The following is a 17,479-nucleotide window of genomic DNA, read 5'->3' on the forward strand; positions in this document are numbered from 1 at the left end:
GCGGGGCAACGCGGATCGCAGGCTGCCGTTGCGCCCTTCAACCGGCCGGATCGAGGGATCCGGCCGGCTGCGCCTGCAGCTTCGGCCTGCGGCTCAGACCAGCCGCAGTACCGGCAGCCCGGCAGGGGCATGCGGATGGGCGGCACGACGGGAAGCAGCGGCCCCGGCATCGATCCGGAACGCGGCCACCGTCTGCAGCAACTGGCTGGCCTGCGCTTCCATGCTGCGCGCCGCCGCCGAGGCTTCCTCGACCAGCGCCGCATTCTGCTGGGTGCCCTGGTCGATATGGTCCACGGCCTGGTTGATCTGCAGAATGCTCTCACTCTGCTGCTGGGCCACGCTGCTGATCTCGGTGACCAGCGCGCTGACCCGCTTTACGTTGAGCACGATCTCATCCATGGTGCGGCCGGCGCTCTCGACCTGGCCGGTACCGGTGCCGACCTTCTCCACCGAGTCGTCGATCAGCTGCTTGATCTCCTTGGCCGCGCCGGCCGAGCGCTGCGACAGCGAACGGATCTCCGAGGCGACCACCGCAAAGCCACGCCCGTGATCGCCGGCACGCGCCGCTTCCACCGCCGCGTTGAGGGCCAGGATATTGGTCTGGAAGGCGATGCCGTCGATCACCCCGATGATGTCGACGATGCGCCGCGAGGAGGCGTTGATCAGCGCCATGGTCGACACCACTTCGTGCACCACCTGCCCGCCCTGCGCGGCCACATCGACCGCGCCACTGGCCAGCTGGCTGGCCTGCTGCGCATGGGCGGCGGTGCGCTGCACGGTGGCGGTCAAGCCCTTCATCGACACGGCGGTTTCCTCCAGCGAGGCGGCCTGCTGTTCGGTGCGCACCGACAGGTCGCTGTTGCCTTCGGCGATCTCGCTGGCGCCCACCGCGATGGTGTCGGCGGCCGACTTGATCTGGGCGATGATGGTGGCCATCGCCTCGACCACTGCATTGATCCCCTCGCACAGTTCGGCCACCGGGCCGGTCTTGTCCGCCGTGCCGATATGCCCGGTCAGATCGCCGCCCTGGGCGGCGGCCACCACGTCGCGGGTCTGCGCCACCGCCAGCTGCATCGCCTGGTTGTCGCGCACCTGGGCGGTGATGTCGGTAGCGTACTTGACGACCTTGAACGGCCGGCCGCTCATGTCGAAGATCGGGTTGTAGGAGGCCTGGATCCACACCTCGCGCCCGCCCTTGCCCAACCGCCGGTACTGGCCGGCGTCATATTCGCCGCGCCCGAGCTTTTCCCAGAACTGCCGGTATTCCGCGCTCTGGCGGTACTCCGGTTCGACGAACAGGGCATGGTGCTGGCCGCGCACTTCCTCCAGCGTGTAGCCCACCGCGGCCAGGAAGTTGTCGTTGGCCGCCAGGATGCGCCCATCCAGGCCGAACTCGATCACCGCCTGCGAAGTGTTGATGGCGGCCAGCTGCCCGGAAAAGTCGGCGGCCTGCAGCATCTGCGCGGTGATGTCGGTGGCGAACTTGACCACCTTGTACGGGCGCCCCTGGCTGTCCAGCACCGGGTTGTAGGAGGCCTGGATCCAGATCTCGCGCCCGCCCTTGCCGAGCCGCCGGTATTGGCCGGCGTCGTACTCGCCCCGCCCCAGCTTGGCCCAGAAATCGCGGTATTCCATGCTCTGCGCATGCGCCGGCTCGACGAACATGGCATGGTGCCGGCCCTGGATTTCATCCAGGCCATAGCCCAACGCCTGCAGGAAGTTGTCGTTGGCTTGCACGATGGTGCCGTCCAGGTCGAATTCGATCACTGCCTGCACCCGGTGCAGCGCGGCGACCTGGGCTTCCAGCTCGGCCTGCCGGCGCTGCGCGGCCATGCCGGCGGCGCCATGGGCCTGGCTGCGCGAGCCAAACGCTGCGGCCAGGGCGCGCCACGGCGACCAGGGCGCGGCGTGGAGAGTCCGTTGCTGCACATGCGTGTGCGTGCCTGAAGTAAGCATCATCTGATCCTCGTTCCCTGATGGATGGAATACATCGGGCAGCCTGCCCGGCGGTGTCTCTGGCATGGGATGCGCGCGACGCACATGGGCATCGCGTGAGCGGCTTGTACAACTGCGGTACTGCCTGATGCAGACGCGATGTTGCAAAGACATCTGGCCCGGGGCCATCGCACGGCGTGCGACCCGGTCAGCGAAGAGCCGGACTGATGGCGGGCTCCAGAACTGGTATCGGCGGCGCGCCGTAGAGCTTAAGGGGTAATTTTGATTTTTCACCAAATCATGGGAAGTCAGCTGCGAACTGCAGCCTCAGAGCAAAGGCTTTCTACGTATGCGCTGATTGGGTTGGCGCAGGCGGGTTGGCGGGACACGCCGCGAACCCCGCTCCGCGGTCCGGCCCAGCCGCTGGCGACTGTGCGTTCGGGCGAATGCGAGGCAGTGCCTCGCAAGCAATCCGCCCTCACCCTTGGGGGCTTGGCGAAAACATCCATGTTTTCAACAGTCCCGCCAACCCACCCACGCCAACCCTCCACACATGGCCGGTACGCATGGAAAGCGTACGTCCGAGCCACGCTCGGGCAACGTGATGCCGGAACGGAGCGTGTCCGACCACGGAACTACCTGGGATGGCAGGGCTCGGAACGGCAACGTGGACCCGACCGTTGGTCGGTTGCCGTTGCTGTTGCTGTTGCTGATGCCCGTGATCTTGACCTTGATTTACCTCCCCCTTGGAGCGAGCCGAGCATCGCAATCCCATTCGTCCGGGAACAGGCGCGTGGCGACGCGTTCTTCACTACGGACATTCATTGCTACGGAGGCGCGGGCGAAGAGGTGCGGGTCAAGCATGAAGCGTGCTGAGGGCTGTGCGGCAGCACATGGGCGCGTGGCGACGCGCTGGACCAATCGGCGCCGGCTGGTCTGGGGGCGCGAGCGTAGCGAGTTCCGCACCGTCCCTTGCCGACGCGAGAAGCGCAGGGCACCGGCGGGCGTAGCCCGACGGCGAGCGGACGGGGGCGTGTTCTTTGGTTACTTTCTTGCACGAGCACCAGCGCCGCAGGAGCGGCGCGGAACAGCGTAGCTGGCCCGTAGGGTGGCGCACACGGATGTGCGCCATCAGAAAGTGACTCGCGCCCCGCAGGGGCACGAAACGCTTTTGAAGCTATCCGCGAAGCGGAAACAACCGCAACCGCAACCGCATCCGGCCAGCGGCCGGCACTACCGGCGGCATCTCCGCACAATGCCACAGCATTTGACGGGCTGTAGCCCCCACATAAGCGAACAATCACTTTCCTTGCAGGCCGGCCGCGGTGGCCAGGCCCGACCGGGGTCTACGCGACCTCGCCCGGCTCGCCGCCGTCGGGCGGCTCCAGCCCTTCCACGCTGGGCACCTCCACCTGCACGTTGTTCTTGCCCAGCCCCTTGGCCTGATAGCACAGGGCGTCGGCGGCGGCGACCGCATCGTCCACGCTCATGCCGCCGCCGATCGCGGCGATGCCGATGCTGGCGCCCACGCCCAGCCGCTGCAGGCCCCAGGGAATGCTCAGGGTGCGTACTGATTCCAGCAGGTCGCTGGCGATCCGGCGCGCGCGCTTGAGCGAGCAGCCGGCCAGGATCACCGCGAACTCGTCGCCGCCCAGGCGCGAGACGATGTCCGAATCGCGCACGCCATGGCGCAGCAGGTTGGCCACCGCCCACAGCATCGCATCGCCGGCCAGGTGGCCGTGGCTGTCGTTGATCGGCTTGAAGTTGTCCAGGTCGATGAACATCAGCGAGGCCGACTGCCCGGTCCGCGCCACCCGGATGATCGCCTGCTGCAGATGCGCCTCGAAACCGCGCCGGTTGCTCAACTCGGTCAGCGGATCGACCTCGGCCAGGTGGCGGGCTTCGCGCTGGCGGGCGCGCTGCTGGGTGGCGTCGCGGATCACCCATACCGCACCGCTGTGCTGCCCGTCCTCGCCACGCAGCCAGGCCCGGGTCAGGTCCACCGGCAGCAACTGCGCGCCCATCGACAACAGCAGGTCCGAGTGCAGGTCCACCGCATTGCTGTCCGGGTCCAGCAACACCGCGATATCCAGCGGCGAGCGCGGCGCGTATTCGGTGGTCAGCTCGATCACATCCTGGACCTGCCCACCGGTCAGCGGCGCGGCGCCCTCGCCGGCCAGCGCTTGAGTGGCGGCGGCATTGGCGTACTGGATCACGCCCTGCAGGTCCAGGGTCAACACCATGTCGGCCACCGCATCCAGGGTCACCCGGGTGCGCTGCTCCGATTCGCGCAGCTGCTGGCCACTCTGCCGCTGCGAGGTCACATCCTGGATCTGCGACACGAAGTGCAGCGGCGCGCCGTTTTCGGCGCGCACCAGCGATACCGACAAGCGCCCCCAGACGGTATTGCCGGACTTGCCCCGGTAGCGCTTGTCCATGTGGTAATGGTCGCGGCGGCCGGCCAGCAGGTCGGCGACCAGGGCCAGGTCGGTGTCCAGGTCATCGGCGTGGGTGAGGGTCTGGAAGTCGATCTCCAGCAGTTCGGCGCGGGTATAGCCGAGGATGCCGCACAGCGCGTCGTTGACGTCCAGCCAGCGGCCTTCCAGCGACACCAGCGCCATGCCCAGCGCCGCCGAGGAGAATGCGCTGGCGAATTTTTTCGCGGCCAGGTAGGCCTGCTCGCGCATTTCCAGCAGCGGGGTGATGTCCACCGCCATGCCGACGTAACCGAACCGCTGCCCGCCGGCACTGTCCAGCGGGCTGATCGACAGCCGCACCTGGCGGCGCCCGCCGTCCTTGCGCACGTAGGTCCACTGGCGCGACCAGGTGCCCTGCGCGGCATGCGCGGTCAAGGCCTCGAATACCGTCGGCAGGCGCCCGGCCGCGTCGGCCAGCGGCTGCAGGTAGGCGCGCATTTCCTCCGGGTCATGGAACAGGCCCGGATTGATCCGCCCGATCACCTCCTCGGCGCTGTAGCCCAGCAGCTTCTGCGCGCCGCTGTTGAACAGATTGATCACGCCATCGACATCGGTGGCGATCACCGCCACTTCGTCGGAGGCATCCACCACTGCCTGCAGGCGCTGGCGCATGTCGGCCGCGTCCTGGCGCGCGTTCTGCAGGTCGCTCACATCGGCATGCGCGCCGGCCATCCACAGCGGGCGCCCCTGCGCGTCCCATTCGTAGACGCGGCCGCGGTCCTGCACCCAGATCCAGTGGCCGCGCTTGTGGCGCATCCGGCACAGGCTGTCGTAGCGCGCCGTGCGCCCTTCCAGGTGGTCGGTCAGGCGCGCGTTGGAGCCGGCCAGGTCGTCGGGATGGACCAGCCGGAAAAAAGTCTCCGGGGTGATCGGGGCCAGCTCGTCGCGGGTATGGCCCACGATCTGCGCCCAGCGTTCGTTGACCCACATCTGCCCGCTCTGGATGTTCCATTCCCAGGTACCGGCGGCAGTGCCCTCGATGATCATTTCCAGCCGGCGGCGCTGCGCGACGGCCTCCTGCAATGCCGCCTCGGCGGCCCGGTCGTGGCGGGTGTCGCTCATGCGCGCGGCCACGCCCAGACAATCAGGCAGCAACGCGCCGGGCCTGCTGGCGCCCTGCCCGGCCCGTTCGGGCGGCACGGTACTGGTTGCTCGATGGTCATCTGGGCTCCCCGCCGCTGCCCTGCCTGGAGGCAATGAAAGAGCAGTGTGATCAAAGCCGGGGCAAACCAGAAGTGCCGTCTGCCGCATTCAGGGGGCAGAACGGCTACAGGCCGCCCGGGGGCGGCCTGCAGCGGGTACGACAACGGCGGTTCAGCCGCCGCGCTTGGCGCGGGCGAAGGCGTCGGCCAGGGCGTTGTTGGCCGGGGGCGCGGCATTGCCCGGGCGCGGCCCGGACGGGGCGCCACGGCCGCCATTGCGCTGACCACCGCCACCGCCGCCCTCGCGACGGCCGCCGCCGGCCGGGCGCGCCTGGCGCTCGCCGGGCACCTGGGCCGGGGCCGGGCTGTCGTCCAGGCGCCGGGTCAGCGCGATGCGCTTGCGCGCCACGTCCACCTCCAGCACCTTGACCTTGACGATGTCGCCGGCCTTGACCACATCGCGGGGATCCTTGACGTAGGTGTCCGACAGCGCCGAGATGTGGATCAGGCCGTCCTGGTGCACGCCGATATCCACGAACGCCCCGAACGCGGCCACGTTGCTGACCACCCCTTCCAGGATCATCCCCGGCTGCAGGTCCTTGAGTTCTTCCACCCCTTCGGCAAAGCGCGCCGCCTTGAACTCCGGGCGCGGATCGCGGCCGGGCTTTTCCAGTTCCCTGAGGATGTCGCGCACGGTCGGCACACCGAAGGTGGCGTCGGTGAACTGCTCGGCCTTCAGCCCGCGCAGGAAGCTGCCGTCGCCGATCAGCGCCTTGATCGGGCGCGCGGTGGCGGCCACGATGCGCTCGACCACCGGGTAGGCTTCCGGGTGCACCGAGGAAGCATCCAGCGGCTGCTCGCCATCGGCGATGCGCAGGAAGCCGGCGCACTGCTCGAAGGTCTTGTCGCCCAGCCGCGGCACCTTGAGCAGATCCTTGCGACGCTTGAACGGGCCGTTGTCGTCGCGATGCCGCACGATGTTCTCGGCCACCGTCGACGACAGGCCCGACACCCGCGACAGCAGCGCGGCCGAGGCGGTATTGACCTCCACGCCGACCGCGTTGACGCAGTCTTCCACCCGCGCGTCCAACGCGCGTGCCAGCCGGTACTGGTCCACATCGTGCTGGTACTGGCCCACGCCGATCGCCTTGGGGTCGATCTTGACCAGTTCGGCCAGCGGATCCTGCAGGCGCCGAGCGATGGACACCGCGCCACGGATGGACACATCCAGGTCGGGGAACTCCCGGGAGGCGAACTCGGATGCCGAATACACCGACGCGCCGGCCTCGCTGACCACGATCTTCTGCAGCCGGGTCTCGCCCAGCGCCTTGATCACCTCGCCGGCCAGCTTGTCGGTCTCGCGGCTGGCGGTGCCGTTGCCGATCGCGATCAGTTCCACGTTGTGCTTCTGGCACAGCTGCTTGATCGTGTGCAGCGACTGGTCCCACTGCCGGCGCGGTTCGTGCGGGTAAATGGTGTCGGTGGCCACCAGCTTGCCGGTGGCATCGACCACGGCGATCTTGCAGCCGGTGCGGATGCCCGGGTCCAGCCCGAGCACGGTCTTGGGGCCGGCCGGTGCGGCCAGCAGCAGGTCCTTGAGGTTGTCGCCGAACACCGCGATCGCCTCGGCCTCGGCCTTCTCGCGGGCCTGGTTGAACAGGTCCAGCAGCAGGTGCATGTGCAGCTTGGCGCGCCAGGTCATCCGGCAGGCGTCCAGCAGCCAGCGGTCGCCGGGGCGCCCGCCATCGCCGATGCCGGCTTTGTAGGCGACCCGGCCTTCGGCGTACTGGTGGCCGGCTTCGGCCTCGTTGCCCGGGTCCAGTTCCAGGAACAGGATTTCCTCGCGGCGCGCGCGGAACAGCGCCAGCAGCCGGTGCGAGGGAATCTTCGCCAGCGCTTCGGCGTGTTCGAAGTAATCGCGGTACTTGGCGCCCTGTTCTTCCTTGCCTTCGGCCACGCGGGCGCGGATCACCCCGACCTCGCCCAGCCAGGTGCGCAGTTCGCCCACCAGCGCGGCATCTTCGCCCCAGCGCTCCATCAGAATCGCGCGGGCGCCTTCCAGCGCGGCCTTGACGTCGGCCACGCCCTTGTCGGTATCGACAAAGCCGGCGGCATGCACCTGCGGGTCCAGCCCGGGATCGGCCAGCAGGCCATCGGCCAGCGGCTCCAGCCCGGCTTCGCGCGCGATCTGCGCGCGGGTGCGGCGCTTGGGCTTGTACGGCAGGTACAGGTCTTCCAGGCGCGACTTGGTGTCGGCCGCGAGGATCTCGTTGCGCAGTTCGTCGCTGAGCTTGCCCTGTTCGTCGATGCTGGACAGCACCGCGGCACGGCGGTCTTCCAGTTCGCGCAGGTAGGTCAGGCGCGTTTCCAGGTTGCGCAGCTGGATATCGTCCAGGCCGCCGGTGACTTCCTTGCGGTAGCGGGCGATGAACGGGACGCTGGCGCCTTCGTCCAACAGGGCGATGGCGGCACGCGCCTGGGCGGGCTGGGCGCCGATTTCATCGGCGATGGTCTGGGCGATCTGCTGGGCGAGCTTGATGTCTGGCATTGCTTCCGGCCGAAGCCACTATGCGGAAAGCACCGATTGTGGCAACGCAGGGCGGCGGGGGGAAGGCGTTGACAGCGCGCGCCGAACCTGTCGCAGGCCCCGTACTACGGTCATACCGGCGGCCGGCCGGCATGACCGGTTCACCGCCTCAGCGGTAATGCTGCGCGGCGCGCTGGTGAACGGCCTCATCGCGCATGGATTCCAGCGCCATCACCCGCACCTTGCCGATCCCCTGCAGTTCCATGAACCGCTCGGTATAGATTTCCGGGCCACTTTCGGTATCGGCCCGCGACTTGCTGAAACCATGGGGCACCAGGCCCTTGTCGCCATCCTTGCTACCACCGACATAAAGAACGATTGCCATGTGATGTGTTCCTCCAAAAAGCATCGTGCATGTACAACAGCGTGCAGCTTACCGCGCCGAAGCTGACTGATTGGCCATGGAGGCTAATAACCATTGTTTGCATGCAGATGACGTCGCATTGCACGACGTTTTATTTACACCGATTTAACGCCGCAATAACTTCACGGCCACCAGCCGCGCCCGGTCATCGCATAGACATCGGCTGCCCGTTCGAACGGGTTGCGCGCGCTCACTCCGCCGCACAACAGGTAGACCGGCAGATACAGCGGCCCCAGCACCAGGTACTGGTACACATGCGCGCGTTCGTGGTCGTGCAGGCCGATCACCGGCTCGTTGCAGTGCCCGGCCTGGTGCGCGTAAGTGCGGCACGGTACATCCAGGGTCGGCCCGGTGTGCAGGATCACATTGCCCAGCGTGATCGCCCCGCCCGGGCCCCACGGCCAGTCGCGGAACACCAGGGCCAGGTCGCGGCGGTTCCATGACGGACGCGCGCCAGCCAGCATCCCCGCCAGGCCACCGAGCAGCCCGATCAGGGTATTGGGCACGGTCCATACCGCGCCCAGCGCCTGCAGCAGGCGCAGTGCCGGCGGCGGCAGGCTCAATCGGCCTCGTTGGGGATCAGCAGCCACAGGATCAGGTACACCAGCATCCCCGGGAAGGCCGCCGACACGATCGACACCAGCACGAACAGCACCCGCACCAGGGTCGAGCTCCAGCCAAAGCGATGCGCGATGCCGCCCATCACCCCGGCAATCATGCGGTCGTTGAGCGAACGCGACAGCGTACGCGGGGCAGCAGCGTTCATGGCAGCGGTCTCCAGTGGCAGGTGGCCAGGCAGCTCATGCTACCGCCGTTCAGGGGCTGCGGCGCAGTGCCTTCAGGCGCGCGGTGAACCATACCGAGGCGGTCTGTTCGGGCTGGCCCGGGCAGGCGATGCGGTAGGGCTTGCCGCTCATGCTGCTCTGGCTGGCGGCGCGCTCGATGAACTGCTCGGCGGTGTCCACCTTGTCCTTCTTGAGCAGGTAGTCGTACTTGCGCTGCAGGTGCGCGCGCGCCTCGGCGGCGTCGTGCCAGCTACCATTGCGCTGGAAACGGCAGCTGGAACCATCCAGCGCGCCGATCAGCCCGGCGATCTCGCGCTTTGCCGCCTCGGTGGGGGCGGCGTGGGCGCTGCCCAGCGCGACCAGGCCCGCACCCAGTACGGCCATCATTCGGGGAGTGATCATGTGCGTTCCTTCAGCCAATCGGTAATGGTACCGGGTACCTCGCGCTGGGCGCGGCCGGACACATAGATGCCGATATGCCCACCGCGGAAACTGCTCTCGGTGTAGTCGGTGCTGCCGATCCGGCCACGCAGCGCGCGTGACGCATCCGGCGGCACCAGGTGGTCCTGCTCGGCGTAGATGTTCAGCACCGGCAAGGTCACCTGGCGCAGGTCGACACGATGCTCGCCGATGCGCACGCCCTCGTGCATCAGCCCGTTGCCCTGGTAGAACTGCTTGATGAAGTCGCCGAAGGCTTCGCCGGCCAGATCGGGCGAGTCGAAGATCCATTTTTCCATGCGCAGGAAATCCTCCAGCGCGGCCTTGTCATCGAGGATGTCCAGCAGGCCCACGTACTTCTGCACGTTGAGCCGGAATGGCTTGAGCATCAGGTAACTGGCGTTCATCAGGTCGGCCGGGATGTTGCCCAGCGTGTCCACCAGCAGGTCCACGTCCACCTGCCGCGCCCAGTGCGAGAGCATGTTGTCGGGGGTGTGGAAATCCACCGGGGTGACCATGGTGACCAGGTTGGCCAGCTTGTGCTGGCGCAGCGCGGCATAGCACAGCGCGAACACCCCGCCCTGGCAGATGCCGAGCAGGTTGACCGGGCCGCCGCTGCGCACGCGCAGCTGGTCCACCGCCCCGTCCAGGAAGCGCAGCAGGTAGTCCTCCAGCGTCTGGTACCGCTCGGAGCGGTCCGGGTAGCCCCAGTCCAGCACGTAGACGTCATGGCCCAGGGCCAGCAGGCGCTGCACCAGCGAGCGGTCGGCCTGCAGGTCGACCATGTACGGGCGGTTCACCAGCGCATAGACGATCAGCAGCGGAGTGGAGTGCACCGGTGCGGCCGCGCCGACGAAGCGGTACAGGGCGACCTTGCCGTCGCGCCAGATCTCTTCGCGCGCGGTCACCCCATAATCGACATCGTCCACCGACGGCAGCAGCTTCAGTCCGTCCAGCAGCTTGCGCTGCATGGCCAGGGTTTCCTGCAGCAGATCGTCGGCATTGAAGCCCAGCGGCCCTTTCATGGTCATGGCCTGCGCTTGCGCGGCGTGGCCGCTGCCGTGGCGGGCGTGGGCGTGGCGGCGCGCCTGGGTTTGGACGCCTTGGCCGGCTTGGGCGTGGCTTTCGCTGCGGGCTTAGGCTTAGGCTTCGGCTTGGATGTCGGTGTTTGCGTCGGCCCCGCCGGCGCCGGCGCGCCGGCTTCGGCCATGCGTCGCACCAGCCGCTCCAGGTCGGTGATGCGCCGGTGCGCGGCGTCCATCTCGGTGCGGGTGGGCAGGCCGATCGCCTCGCAGACCCGCTCGATTTCCTGCTGGGTCGCCCCGCGCAGGCGCATCTGCGCGTTGCCCAGCGCGGCATACACCCGCTGGAACGGCTCGGACAGGGCCACCTTGGCGTAGGCCTCCTCGGCCACCTCGATCCACAGGTCGAACATCGCCCGCGCACTGGTCAGCTGGCTGCCGGGCTGTTCGTGTTCGGCCAGGCGCTGCTCGAACAGGGCGAACGCATCGTCCAGCGCCTGTTTGATCTGCTCGACATAGTCGCGCGAGTGGGTCTGGTATTCCTGCTGTGCACGCAGCAGCGCCTGCCAGCGTGCCTGGTGCTCACGGCCGGGGCCGAACGCCGGGCTCTGCAGCCACGGGCCCAGGTCGTGCTGCAGGCGCTCGAGCAGCATCAGCAGGTCCGGCCCCCCGGCAGCGGTCTGCCCGCGCGCGCCCTGCAGCATCCACTGCAGCAGCCCCTCGCCCTGGCCCTGCACCGCCTGCTTCCAGGCCTGGGCCACCTCGGCGCTGCTGGCGTCGCGGCCGGCGAACTGCGCGGCCACCTGCTGCATGGTGCCGTACCAGCCACCGGCCTGTTCGCGAAAGCGGTGCACCGCGTCATCGGCCGCGCCGCTGGCCGCGGTGGGCATGTGCCGGGCCCACCAGTCGATCGCCTGCTGCCAACCGCCCTGCCCGTCGCCGCCAGGCGGCGACCCGGGCGACCCGGGCGGTACGGCGGCATGGCGCAGGGCATCGCCCCAGGCGCCGAAATACTGCCGCGCCAGGGCCTCGATATCACCGGCGTTGCCGCCCTTGCCGGCCGTGCTCATCGGCAGGCACCTGCAGCGCAGGACGGGATAGGATCGGTCACGGTGCGGTTCATGGCTTGGGAATGCGCAGGGTCTTGCTGATCATCAGCGAACCGGACAGCGCGAACAGCAGCACCATCGGATGCAGCTGCCACGGGCCCAGCTGCCAGCCGCCCAGCCACAGGTCGTGTCCGATCGCGCCCATGCTGGCCGCTACCGCCAGCACCACCACCAGCGCCAGGCTGGTCGGGATCGGCGTGCCTTCGAAATACGGCACTTTGTCGCCTTCACCAGCCAGCGCCTCGGCAGTGACGTTGTAGCGGGCCAGCCGGCTCACCCCGCAGCACACGAAGTAGCTGAGCACCAGCCAATCCCAGCCGCCCTGCATGCCGCAGGCATAGGCCAGCGCGGCCGGCGCGACCCCGAAGGAAATGACGTCCGACAGCGAATCCAGCTCGCGGCCCAGGGTGGAACTGGATTTGCGCCAGCGCGCGATGCGCCCGTCCAGCGCATCGAAAATGAAGGCCAGCGGGATCAGCGCCATCCCGAACAGCAGGTAGCTGCGCTGCCCGTCCTGCAGGAAGCGCATCGCGGCAAATACCGCGCCGGTGCCGCAGAAGGCGTTGGCCAGGGTGAACCAGTCCGCCAGGTGGAACTCGCGCAGCATCGAGAAGTGACGTTTCATGGAAGGTCTGTTGACGGCAATGCCAAGAGAGTACCGCGAGCGGCCGCAACCGCGACAGAGCGGGCGGCCACCGGCCTTGTCGCGCCCTTCACGCCGCCGCCACCGGCGGTCATTTTTTGGCCACCCATCTTGACAGCGAGGACCGGCGGGGGCTGCCGGCGCTTATCCACAAACTTGCGCACCAGTCATCCACACCCCCTGTGGACAACTTGGTCTCACCCGCCGCGACGCTGGTTATTTATTGATCACCCTGGATGGGGAATGGCCGGCACGACCCGGCCCGATGCCGACGGTGCGGCCCTGCCCGCCCCGACGACCGGCCCATCCGGCCGTGGTCGGATGTCCATCGGTAGGTCCGACCCATGGTCGGACCGGCCCTCACAGCCGGGTAAAGCTCCACGACTGCATCGCCCCGTCGCAGTAAGGCATCACCCCGTGGAACGGGCGCGGGTCCTGGTCGAACACCAGCGGCAGGAACTGTCGGTCGCCCTCCCACAACGGCAGCGCCTCCAGCTTGTCCACGTCCACCCACTCCAGGGTGCCTTCCGGGTTGGCGCCCAGCGGGGTGCCGGTGTAGCTGTCGATCACGAACACGAAACCGAACCAGTCCTCGCCGTGCTTGCCAAAGCCCGGCCAGCTGATGGTGCCGCGCATGCGCATGGTGCCGCACTCGATCCCGGCCTCCTCGCGGATTTCCCGGCGCATGCCGGCGGCCACGTCCTCGTCGCGCTCGACCTTGCCGCCCAGCCCGTTGTACTTGCCCAGGTGGTGGTCACCGGGCCGCGCGTTGCGGTGGATCATCAATGCTTGCTTGCCGTCCGGCGACAGCACATAGCCAAGGGTGGCCACGATCGGGGTATAGGGCATGACGCACAGGCTCACGGGACTCAAACCGCGATTATGCGCGATCGCGCTGCGCCGATCCGCTCCGGGTCAGCTGGCCACGCTGGTGCGGCGGTTGTCTGCCGGGGCCGGCAGCGCATCGCCATCGCGGCGCAGGGTGGCCACCCCATGGCCACCCTCGGCCAGGTATTCCAGCCATTTGCCCAGGAAGGTGTTCATCCGCATGCGGTGGCTGATCAGCTCGGCCGGCGGCGGGTACATGCCCACCACGTCCTGCCAGCGCCGGCCCACATAGCAGTGGGTGGTCTCGGCCTGGCGCGCGTCGCGGTACAGCCGCACGTACGCCGACGGGTCCGGCTGCCCGGTGACCGGGTCGGCGAAGTCGTAGGTCAGGCGCAGCTCCACCGTGTAGCGGTGGCAGTGCAGCACGTCCAGGCGCACGTCCAGCCCGTCGCCGATCGAGGACACATAGCTGCCGGGCACCAGTTCGGCCGGCGCGAACAGGCGCACCAGGTGCTGGTAGTTTTCCGCGTACAGCCCCATCAGCCAGCTCAGGCGGCTTAGCCGGGGGATGCGTTCGATGCGGGGGGTGGCCGGGGACATGGTTCGATCCTACACGTTGATCCTCCAACGTGGGGGCGGCCGGGCTCCGGACAACGGGGCCGGCGCATCGCCTGTATCGACCAACGGTCGATACCCACCCATCGGCCACGACCATTGGTCGTGGCGCTCACGTATCGACCAACGGTCGATACCTACCCCGGTAGGCCACGACCGTTGGTCGTGGCGCGCAGGTCAATACAATTCGCGCTGCAGCCCCAGCGTGGTCAGCACCTTGCTGGAAATCTCCTCGATGGAGGTATGGGTGGTGCTCAGGGTCGGGATGCGCTCCATCCGGAACATGGTCTCGGCCGCGGCCACTTCGCGCTTGCAGGTCTCCAGGTTGGCATAGCGCGAATTCGGCCGGCGCTCCTGGCGGATCTGCTGCAGCCGGTCCGGGTCGATGGTCAGCCCGAACAGCTTCTTGCGGTAGGGACGCAGCCGGGGCGGCAGGCGGTCCTGCTCCAAGTCCTCGTCGGTCAGCGGGTAATTGGCCGCGCGCACCCCGTAATGCAGGGCCAGGTAGATGCAGGTGGGGGTCTTGCCGGCCCGCGACACCGCCACCAGGATCACATCGGCGTCGTCGTAGTTGATCGCGATGCCGTCGTCGTGGGTCAGCGCGAAGTTCATCGCGTTGATCCGCCTATGGTAGGTCTCGAAGTCGACCATGCCGTGCGCCTGGCCCACCCGGGAGTGCCGGTTGACCTCCAGCTCGCGCTCCAGCGGCTCGATGAAGGGGGCGAACACGTCCAGCATCAGCCCGCCGCTCTCGGCCAGGATCACGCTCAGCCCGCTGTCCACGCAGGAACTGACCACGATCGGGCGCACCTGGTAGCGTTCCCCGGCCGCGCGGATCCGTTCACAGGCTTCACGGGCCTTTTCCGGGTCGTCGATGAACGACATCCGGTCGGTAATGAAGCTGAACCCGGAGAACTGGGTCAGCAGGCTATGCCCAATGGTTTCAGCGGTGATACCGGTTCCATCGGACACGTAGAACACTGGACGGATCGTCGACATACGGCTTTTACCCCCTACGCAGCTTAAAAGGGCCGTCGATACAAGCTTGTGCCGATGGCAGTGTGCCCGGCATCATATCGGCTTCTTCCTACGGACGTGGCCATACAGCCCGCCTCGGGCGATGGCCAAACGGAGCATCGCGCTTGAACGAGAACATCCTGTGGTTGCACGAACTGCGCCTGGCCGATCTGGCCCGCGTAGGCGGCAAGAATTCGTCGCTGGGCGAAATGATCGGCAACCTGGCCGGCCTGGGGGTATCTGTCCCCGGCGGTTATGCAACCACTTCTGAGGCCTTCAAGGACTTCATTGCGCACAACGACCTGTCCAAGCGCATCTTCGACAAGCTGGCCACGCTGGACGTGGAAGATGTCGCCGCGCTGACCCTGGCCGGCAAGGAAATCCGCGGCTGGGTGATCGATGCCCCGCTGCAGCCACAGCTGGACCAGGACATCCGCAGCGCCTACGCCAGGCTCTGCGAGGAGAACGGCGGCGGCGACATCGCCGTGGCCGTGCGCTCCTCGGCCACCGCCGAGGACCTGCCCGATGCCTCCTTCGCCGGCCAGCAGGAAACCTTCCTCAACGTCACCGGTGCCGACGATGTCGTGCACAAGGTCAAGGAAGTGTTCGCCTCGCTGTACAACGACCGCGCCATCGCCTACCGCGTCCACCACGGCTTCAAGCACGAGGACGTGTTCCTGTCGGCCGGCGTGCAGCTGATGGTGCGCTCGGGCGTGGGCGCCTCCGGCGTACTGTTCACCCTGGACACCGAGTCCGGTTTCCGCGATGTGGTGTTCGTCACCTCCAGCATCGGCCTGGGCGAAATGGTCGTGCAGGGCGCGGTCAACCCCGACGAGTTCTACGTCTACAAGCCCACCCTGCGTGCCGGCAAGCCGGCGATCCTGCGCCGTTCGCTGGGCAGCAAGGCGCTGCGCATGGTGTATTCGGACGTGCCCGGCGAGCGCGTGCGGGTGGAAGACACCCCGGCCGAGCTGCGCAACGTGTTCTCCATCAGCGACGAGGACGTACAGGAACTGTCCAAGCAGGCGCTGGTCATCGAAGAGCATTACGGCCGCCCGATGGACATCGAGTGGGCCAAGGACGGGGTCAGCGGCAAGCTGTTCATCGTCCAGGCGCGCCCGGAAACGGTGAAGTCGCGTGGCCACGCCACCCAGATCGAACGTTTCGCGCTGAACCAGAAGGACGGCAAGGTGCTGGCCGAAGGCCGCGCCGTCGGCGCCAAGATCGGCGCGGGCACCGCGCGAGTGGTCAAGTCGCTGGACGACATGGCCCGCGTGCAGCCCGGCGATGTGCTGATCGCCGACATGACCGACCCCGATTGGGAGCCGGTGATGAAGCGCGCCTCGGCGATCGTCACCAACCGCGGCGGCCGCACCTGCCACGCGGCGATCATCGCCCGTGAGCTGGGCGTGCCGGCCGTGGTCGGCTCGGGCAACGCCACCCAGCTCATCCAGGACGGCCAGCAGGTAACCGTCAGCTGCGCCGAGGGCGACACCGGCTTCATCTACGACGGCATCCTGGAGTTCGAGCGCACCACCACCGACCTGGGCAACATGCCGCCGGCGCCGCTGAAGATCATGATGAACGTGGCCAACCCGGAACGTGCCTTCGACTTCGGCCAGCTGCCCAACGCCGGCATCGGCCTGGCCCGCCTGGAGATGATCATCGCCAGCCACATCGGCATCCATCCCAACGCGCTGCTGGAATACGACCGCCAGGACGCGGCCACCAAGAAGAAGATCGACGAGAAGATCGCCGGTTACGCCGATCCGGTCAGCTTCTATGTCGGCCGCCTGGCCGAAGGCATCGCCACCCTGACCGCGTCGGTCGCACCGAACCCGGTGATCGTGCGCCTGTCGGACTTCAAGTCCAACGAGTACGCCAACCTGATCGGCGGCAGCAACTACGAGCCGCACGAAGAGAACCCGATGATCGGCTTCCGCGGCGCCAGCCGCTACGTCGACCCGAGCTTCTCGGCCGCCTTCGCGCTGGAATGCAAGGCCGTGCTGCGCGTGCGCAACGAGATGGGCCTGGACAACCTGTGGGTGATGATTCCGTTCGTGCGCACCCTGGAAGAAGGCCGCAAGGTGGTCGAGGTGCTCGAGCAGAATGGCCTCAAGCAGGGCGAGAACGGCCTGAAGATCATCATGATGTGCGAAGTGCCGTCCAACGCCCTGCTCGCCGATGAGTTCCTGGAGATCTTCGACGGCTTCTCGATCGGCTCCAACGACCTGACCCAGCTGACCCTGGGCCTGGACCGCGATTCGTCGATCGTGGCGCACCTGTTCGACGAGCGGAACCCGGCGGTGAAGAAGCTGCTGTCGATGGCGATCAAGTCTGCGCGCGCCAAGGGCAAGTACGTGGGCATCTGCGGCCAGGGCCCGTCCGATCATCCGGACCTGGCCGAATGGCTGATGCAGGAAGGCATCGAATCGGTGTCGCTGAACCCGGACACCGTGGTCGATACCTGGCTGCGCCTGGCCAAGCTCAAAGCCAAGGGCTGATCCTTCCGGCATT

The 17,479-nt window shown here is 67.7% G+C and carries 14 protein-coding genes; 1 reads left to right on the plus strand and 13 read right to left on the minus strand.

The window, feature by feature from the left end; all coding sequences use genetic code 11:
- Nucleotides 1-93: 93 nt before the first annotated feature.
- From IC535_RS13070 to ppsR, 13 genes are all read right to left on the minus strand, one after another.
- Nucleotides 94-1,956 (minus strand): methyl-accepting chemotaxis protein, encoded by a 1,863-nt coding sequence (locus IC535_RS13070; RefSeq protein ID WP_306433092.1) that lies wholly within the window; start codon nt 1,954-1,956, stop codon nt 94-96.
- Between the two features lie 1,325 nt (nt 1,957-3,281).
- Nucleotides 3,282-5,474: a PAS domain S-box protein gene (locus tag IC535_RS13075; protein ID WP_228886511.1), complete on the minus strand. Its 2,193-nt coding sequence runs from the start codon at nt 5,472-5,474 to the stop codon at nt 3,282-3,284.
- A gap of 252 nt (nt 5,475-5,726) precedes the next feature.
- Nucleotides 5,727-8,102: a Tex family protein gene (locus IC535_RS13080; protein ID WP_228886510.1), complete on the minus strand. Its 2,376-nt coding sequence runs from the start codon at nt 8,100-8,102 to the stop codon at nt 5,727-5,729.
- Nucleotides 8,103-8,250: 148 nt separating this feature from the next.
- A complete protein-coding gene (locus tag IC535_RS13085) occupies nt 8,251-8,466 on the minus strand; it encodes a hypothetical protein (RefSeq protein ID WP_228886509.1) in 216 nt (71 codons plus the stop codon).
- A 161-nt stretch (nt 8,467-8,627) separates the two neighbouring features.
- Complete coding sequence (locus IC535_RS13090) at nt 8,628-9,068, minus strand: hypothetical protein (protein ID WP_228886508.1); 441 nt, start codon at nt 9,066-9,068, stop codon at nt 8,628-8,630.
- Nucleotides 9,065-9,271, minus strand: a complete 207-nt coding sequence (locus tag IC535_RS13095) for a PspC domain-containing protein (protein WP_228886507.1) — start codon at nt 9,269-9,271, stop codon at nt 9,065-9,067. The genes IC535_RS13090 and IC535_RS13095 overlap by 4 nt, the downstream gene beginning before the upstream one ends.
- A gap of 49 nt (nt 9,272-9,320) precedes the next feature.
- Nucleotides 9,321-9,692 (minus strand): DUF5329 domain-containing protein, encoded by a 372-nt coding sequence (locus IC535_RS13100; protein WP_228886506.1) that lies wholly within the window; start codon nt 9,690-9,692, stop codon nt 9,321-9,323.
- Entirely contained in the window at nt 9,689-10,753 is a 1,065-nt protein-coding gene (phaC, locus tag IC535_RS13105; RefSeq protein ID WP_228886505.1) for a class III poly(R)-hydroxyalkanoic acid synthase subunit PhaC, read from the minus strand. The genes IC535_RS13100 and phaC overlap by 4 nt, the downstream gene beginning before the upstream one ends.
- Nucleotides 10,754-10,755: 2 nt before the next feature.
- The gene (gene phaE, locus IC535_RS13110) at nt 10,756-11,820 is read right to left on the minus strand and encodes a class III poly(R)-hydroxyalkanoic acid synthase subunit PhaE (RefSeq protein ID WP_228886504.1); all 1,065 of its coding nucleotides are present in this window, start codon (nt 11,818-11,820) and stop codon (nt 10,756-10,758) included.
- 49 nt (nt 11,821-11,869) lie between these two features.
- On the minus strand, nt 11,870-12,484 hold the full coding sequence (locus IC535_RS13115) for a CDP-alcohol phosphatidyltransferase family protein (RefSeq protein WP_228886503.1): 615 nt from the start codon (nt 12,482-12,484) through the stop codon (nt 11,870-11,872).
- 378 nt (nt 12,485-12,862) lie between these two features.
- Nucleotides 12,863-13,351, minus strand: coding sequence for an NUDIX hydrolase (locus tag IC535_RS13120; protein WP_228886521.1), 489 nt, complete (start codon nt 13,349-13,351; stop codon nt 12,863-12,865).
- 66 nt (nt 13,352-13,417) lie between these two features.
- Nucleotides 13,418-13,930 (minus strand): DUF1249 domain-containing protein, encoded by a 513-nt coding sequence (locus IC535_RS13125; RefSeq protein ID WP_228886502.1) that lies wholly within the window; start codon nt 13,928-13,930, stop codon nt 13,418-13,420.
- A 192-nt stretch (nt 13,931-14,122) separates the two neighbouring features.
- Complete coding sequence (gene ppsR, locus IC535_RS13130; RefSeq protein WP_228886501.1) at nt 14,123-14,944, minus strand: posphoenolpyruvate synthetase regulatory kinase/phosphorylase PpsR; 822 nt, start codon at nt 14,942-14,944, stop codon at nt 14,123-14,125.
- Between the two features lie 143 nt (nt 14,945-15,087).
- On the opposite strand from ppsR, the gene ppsA reads away from it, so the two are divergent.
- Nucleotides 15,088-17,466, plus strand: a complete 2,379-nt coding sequence (gene ppsA, locus IC535_RS13135; RefSeq protein ID WP_228886500.1) for a phosphoenolpyruvate synthase — start codon at nt 15,088-15,090, stop codon at nt 17,464-17,466.
- Nucleotides 17,467-17,479 lie beyond the last annotated feature (13 nt).

The sequence above is a fragment of the Stenotrophomonas rhizophila genome (assembly GCF_020857975.1).
Taxonomy (GTDB): Bacteria; Pseudomonadota; Gammaproteobacteria; order Xanthomonadales; family Xanthomonadaceae; genus Stenotrophomonas; species Stenotrophomonas rhizophila_C.

What these genes read in the sequence shown, in the direction of transcription:
- IC535_RS13070 (WP_306433092.1), bottom strand. Translation starts at nt 1,956, where the DNA reads ATGCTTACTTCAGGCACGCACACGCATGTGCAGCAACGGACTCTCCAC.
- IC535_RS13075 (WP_228886511.1), bottom strand. Translation starts at nt 5,474, where the DNA reads ATGAGCGACACCCGCCACGACCGGGCCGCCGAGGCGGCATTGCAGGAG.
- IC535_RS13080 (WP_228886510.1), bottom strand. Translation starts at nt 8,102, where the DNA reads ATGCCAGACATCAAGCTCGCCCAGCAGATCGCCCAGACCATCGCCGAT.
- IC535_RS13085 (WP_228886509.1), bottom strand. Translation starts at nt 8,466, where the DNA reads ATGGCAATCGTTCTTTATGTCGGTGGTAGCAAGGATGGCGACAAGGGC.
- IC535_RS13095 (WP_228886507.1), bottom strand. Translation starts at nt 9,271, where the DNA reads ATGAACGCTGCTGCCCCGCGTACGCTGTCGCGTTCGCTCAACGACCGC.
- IC535_RS13100 (WP_228886506.1), bottom strand. Translation starts at nt 9,692, where the DNA reads ATGATCACTCCCCGAATGATGGCCGTACTGGGTGCGGGCCTGGTCGCG.
- phaC (WP_228886505.1), bottom strand. Translation starts at nt 10,753, where the DNA reads ATGAAAGGGCCGCTGGGCTTCAATGCCGACGATCTGCTGCAGGAAACC.
- phaE (WP_228886504.1), bottom strand. Translation starts at nt 11,820, where the DNA reads ATGAGCACGGCCGGCAAGGGCGGCAACGCCGGTGATATCGAGGCCCTG.
- IC535_RS13115 (WP_228886503.1), bottom strand. Translation starts at nt 12,484, where the DNA reads ATGAAACGTCACTTCTCGATGCTGCGCGAGTTCCACCTGGCGGACTGG.
- IC535_RS13120 (WP_228886521.1), bottom strand. Translation starts at nt 13,351, where the DNA reads ATGCCCTATACCCCGATCGTGGCCACCCTTGGCTATGTGCTGTCGCCG.
- IC535_RS13125 (WP_228886502.1), bottom strand. Translation starts at nt 13,930, where the DNA reads ATGTCCCCGGCCACCCCCCGCATCGAACGCATCCCCCGGCTAAGCCGC.
- ppsR (WP_228886501.1), bottom strand. Translation starts at nt 14,944, where the DNA reads ATGTCGACGATCCGTCCAGTGTTCTACGTGTCCGATGGAACCGGTATC.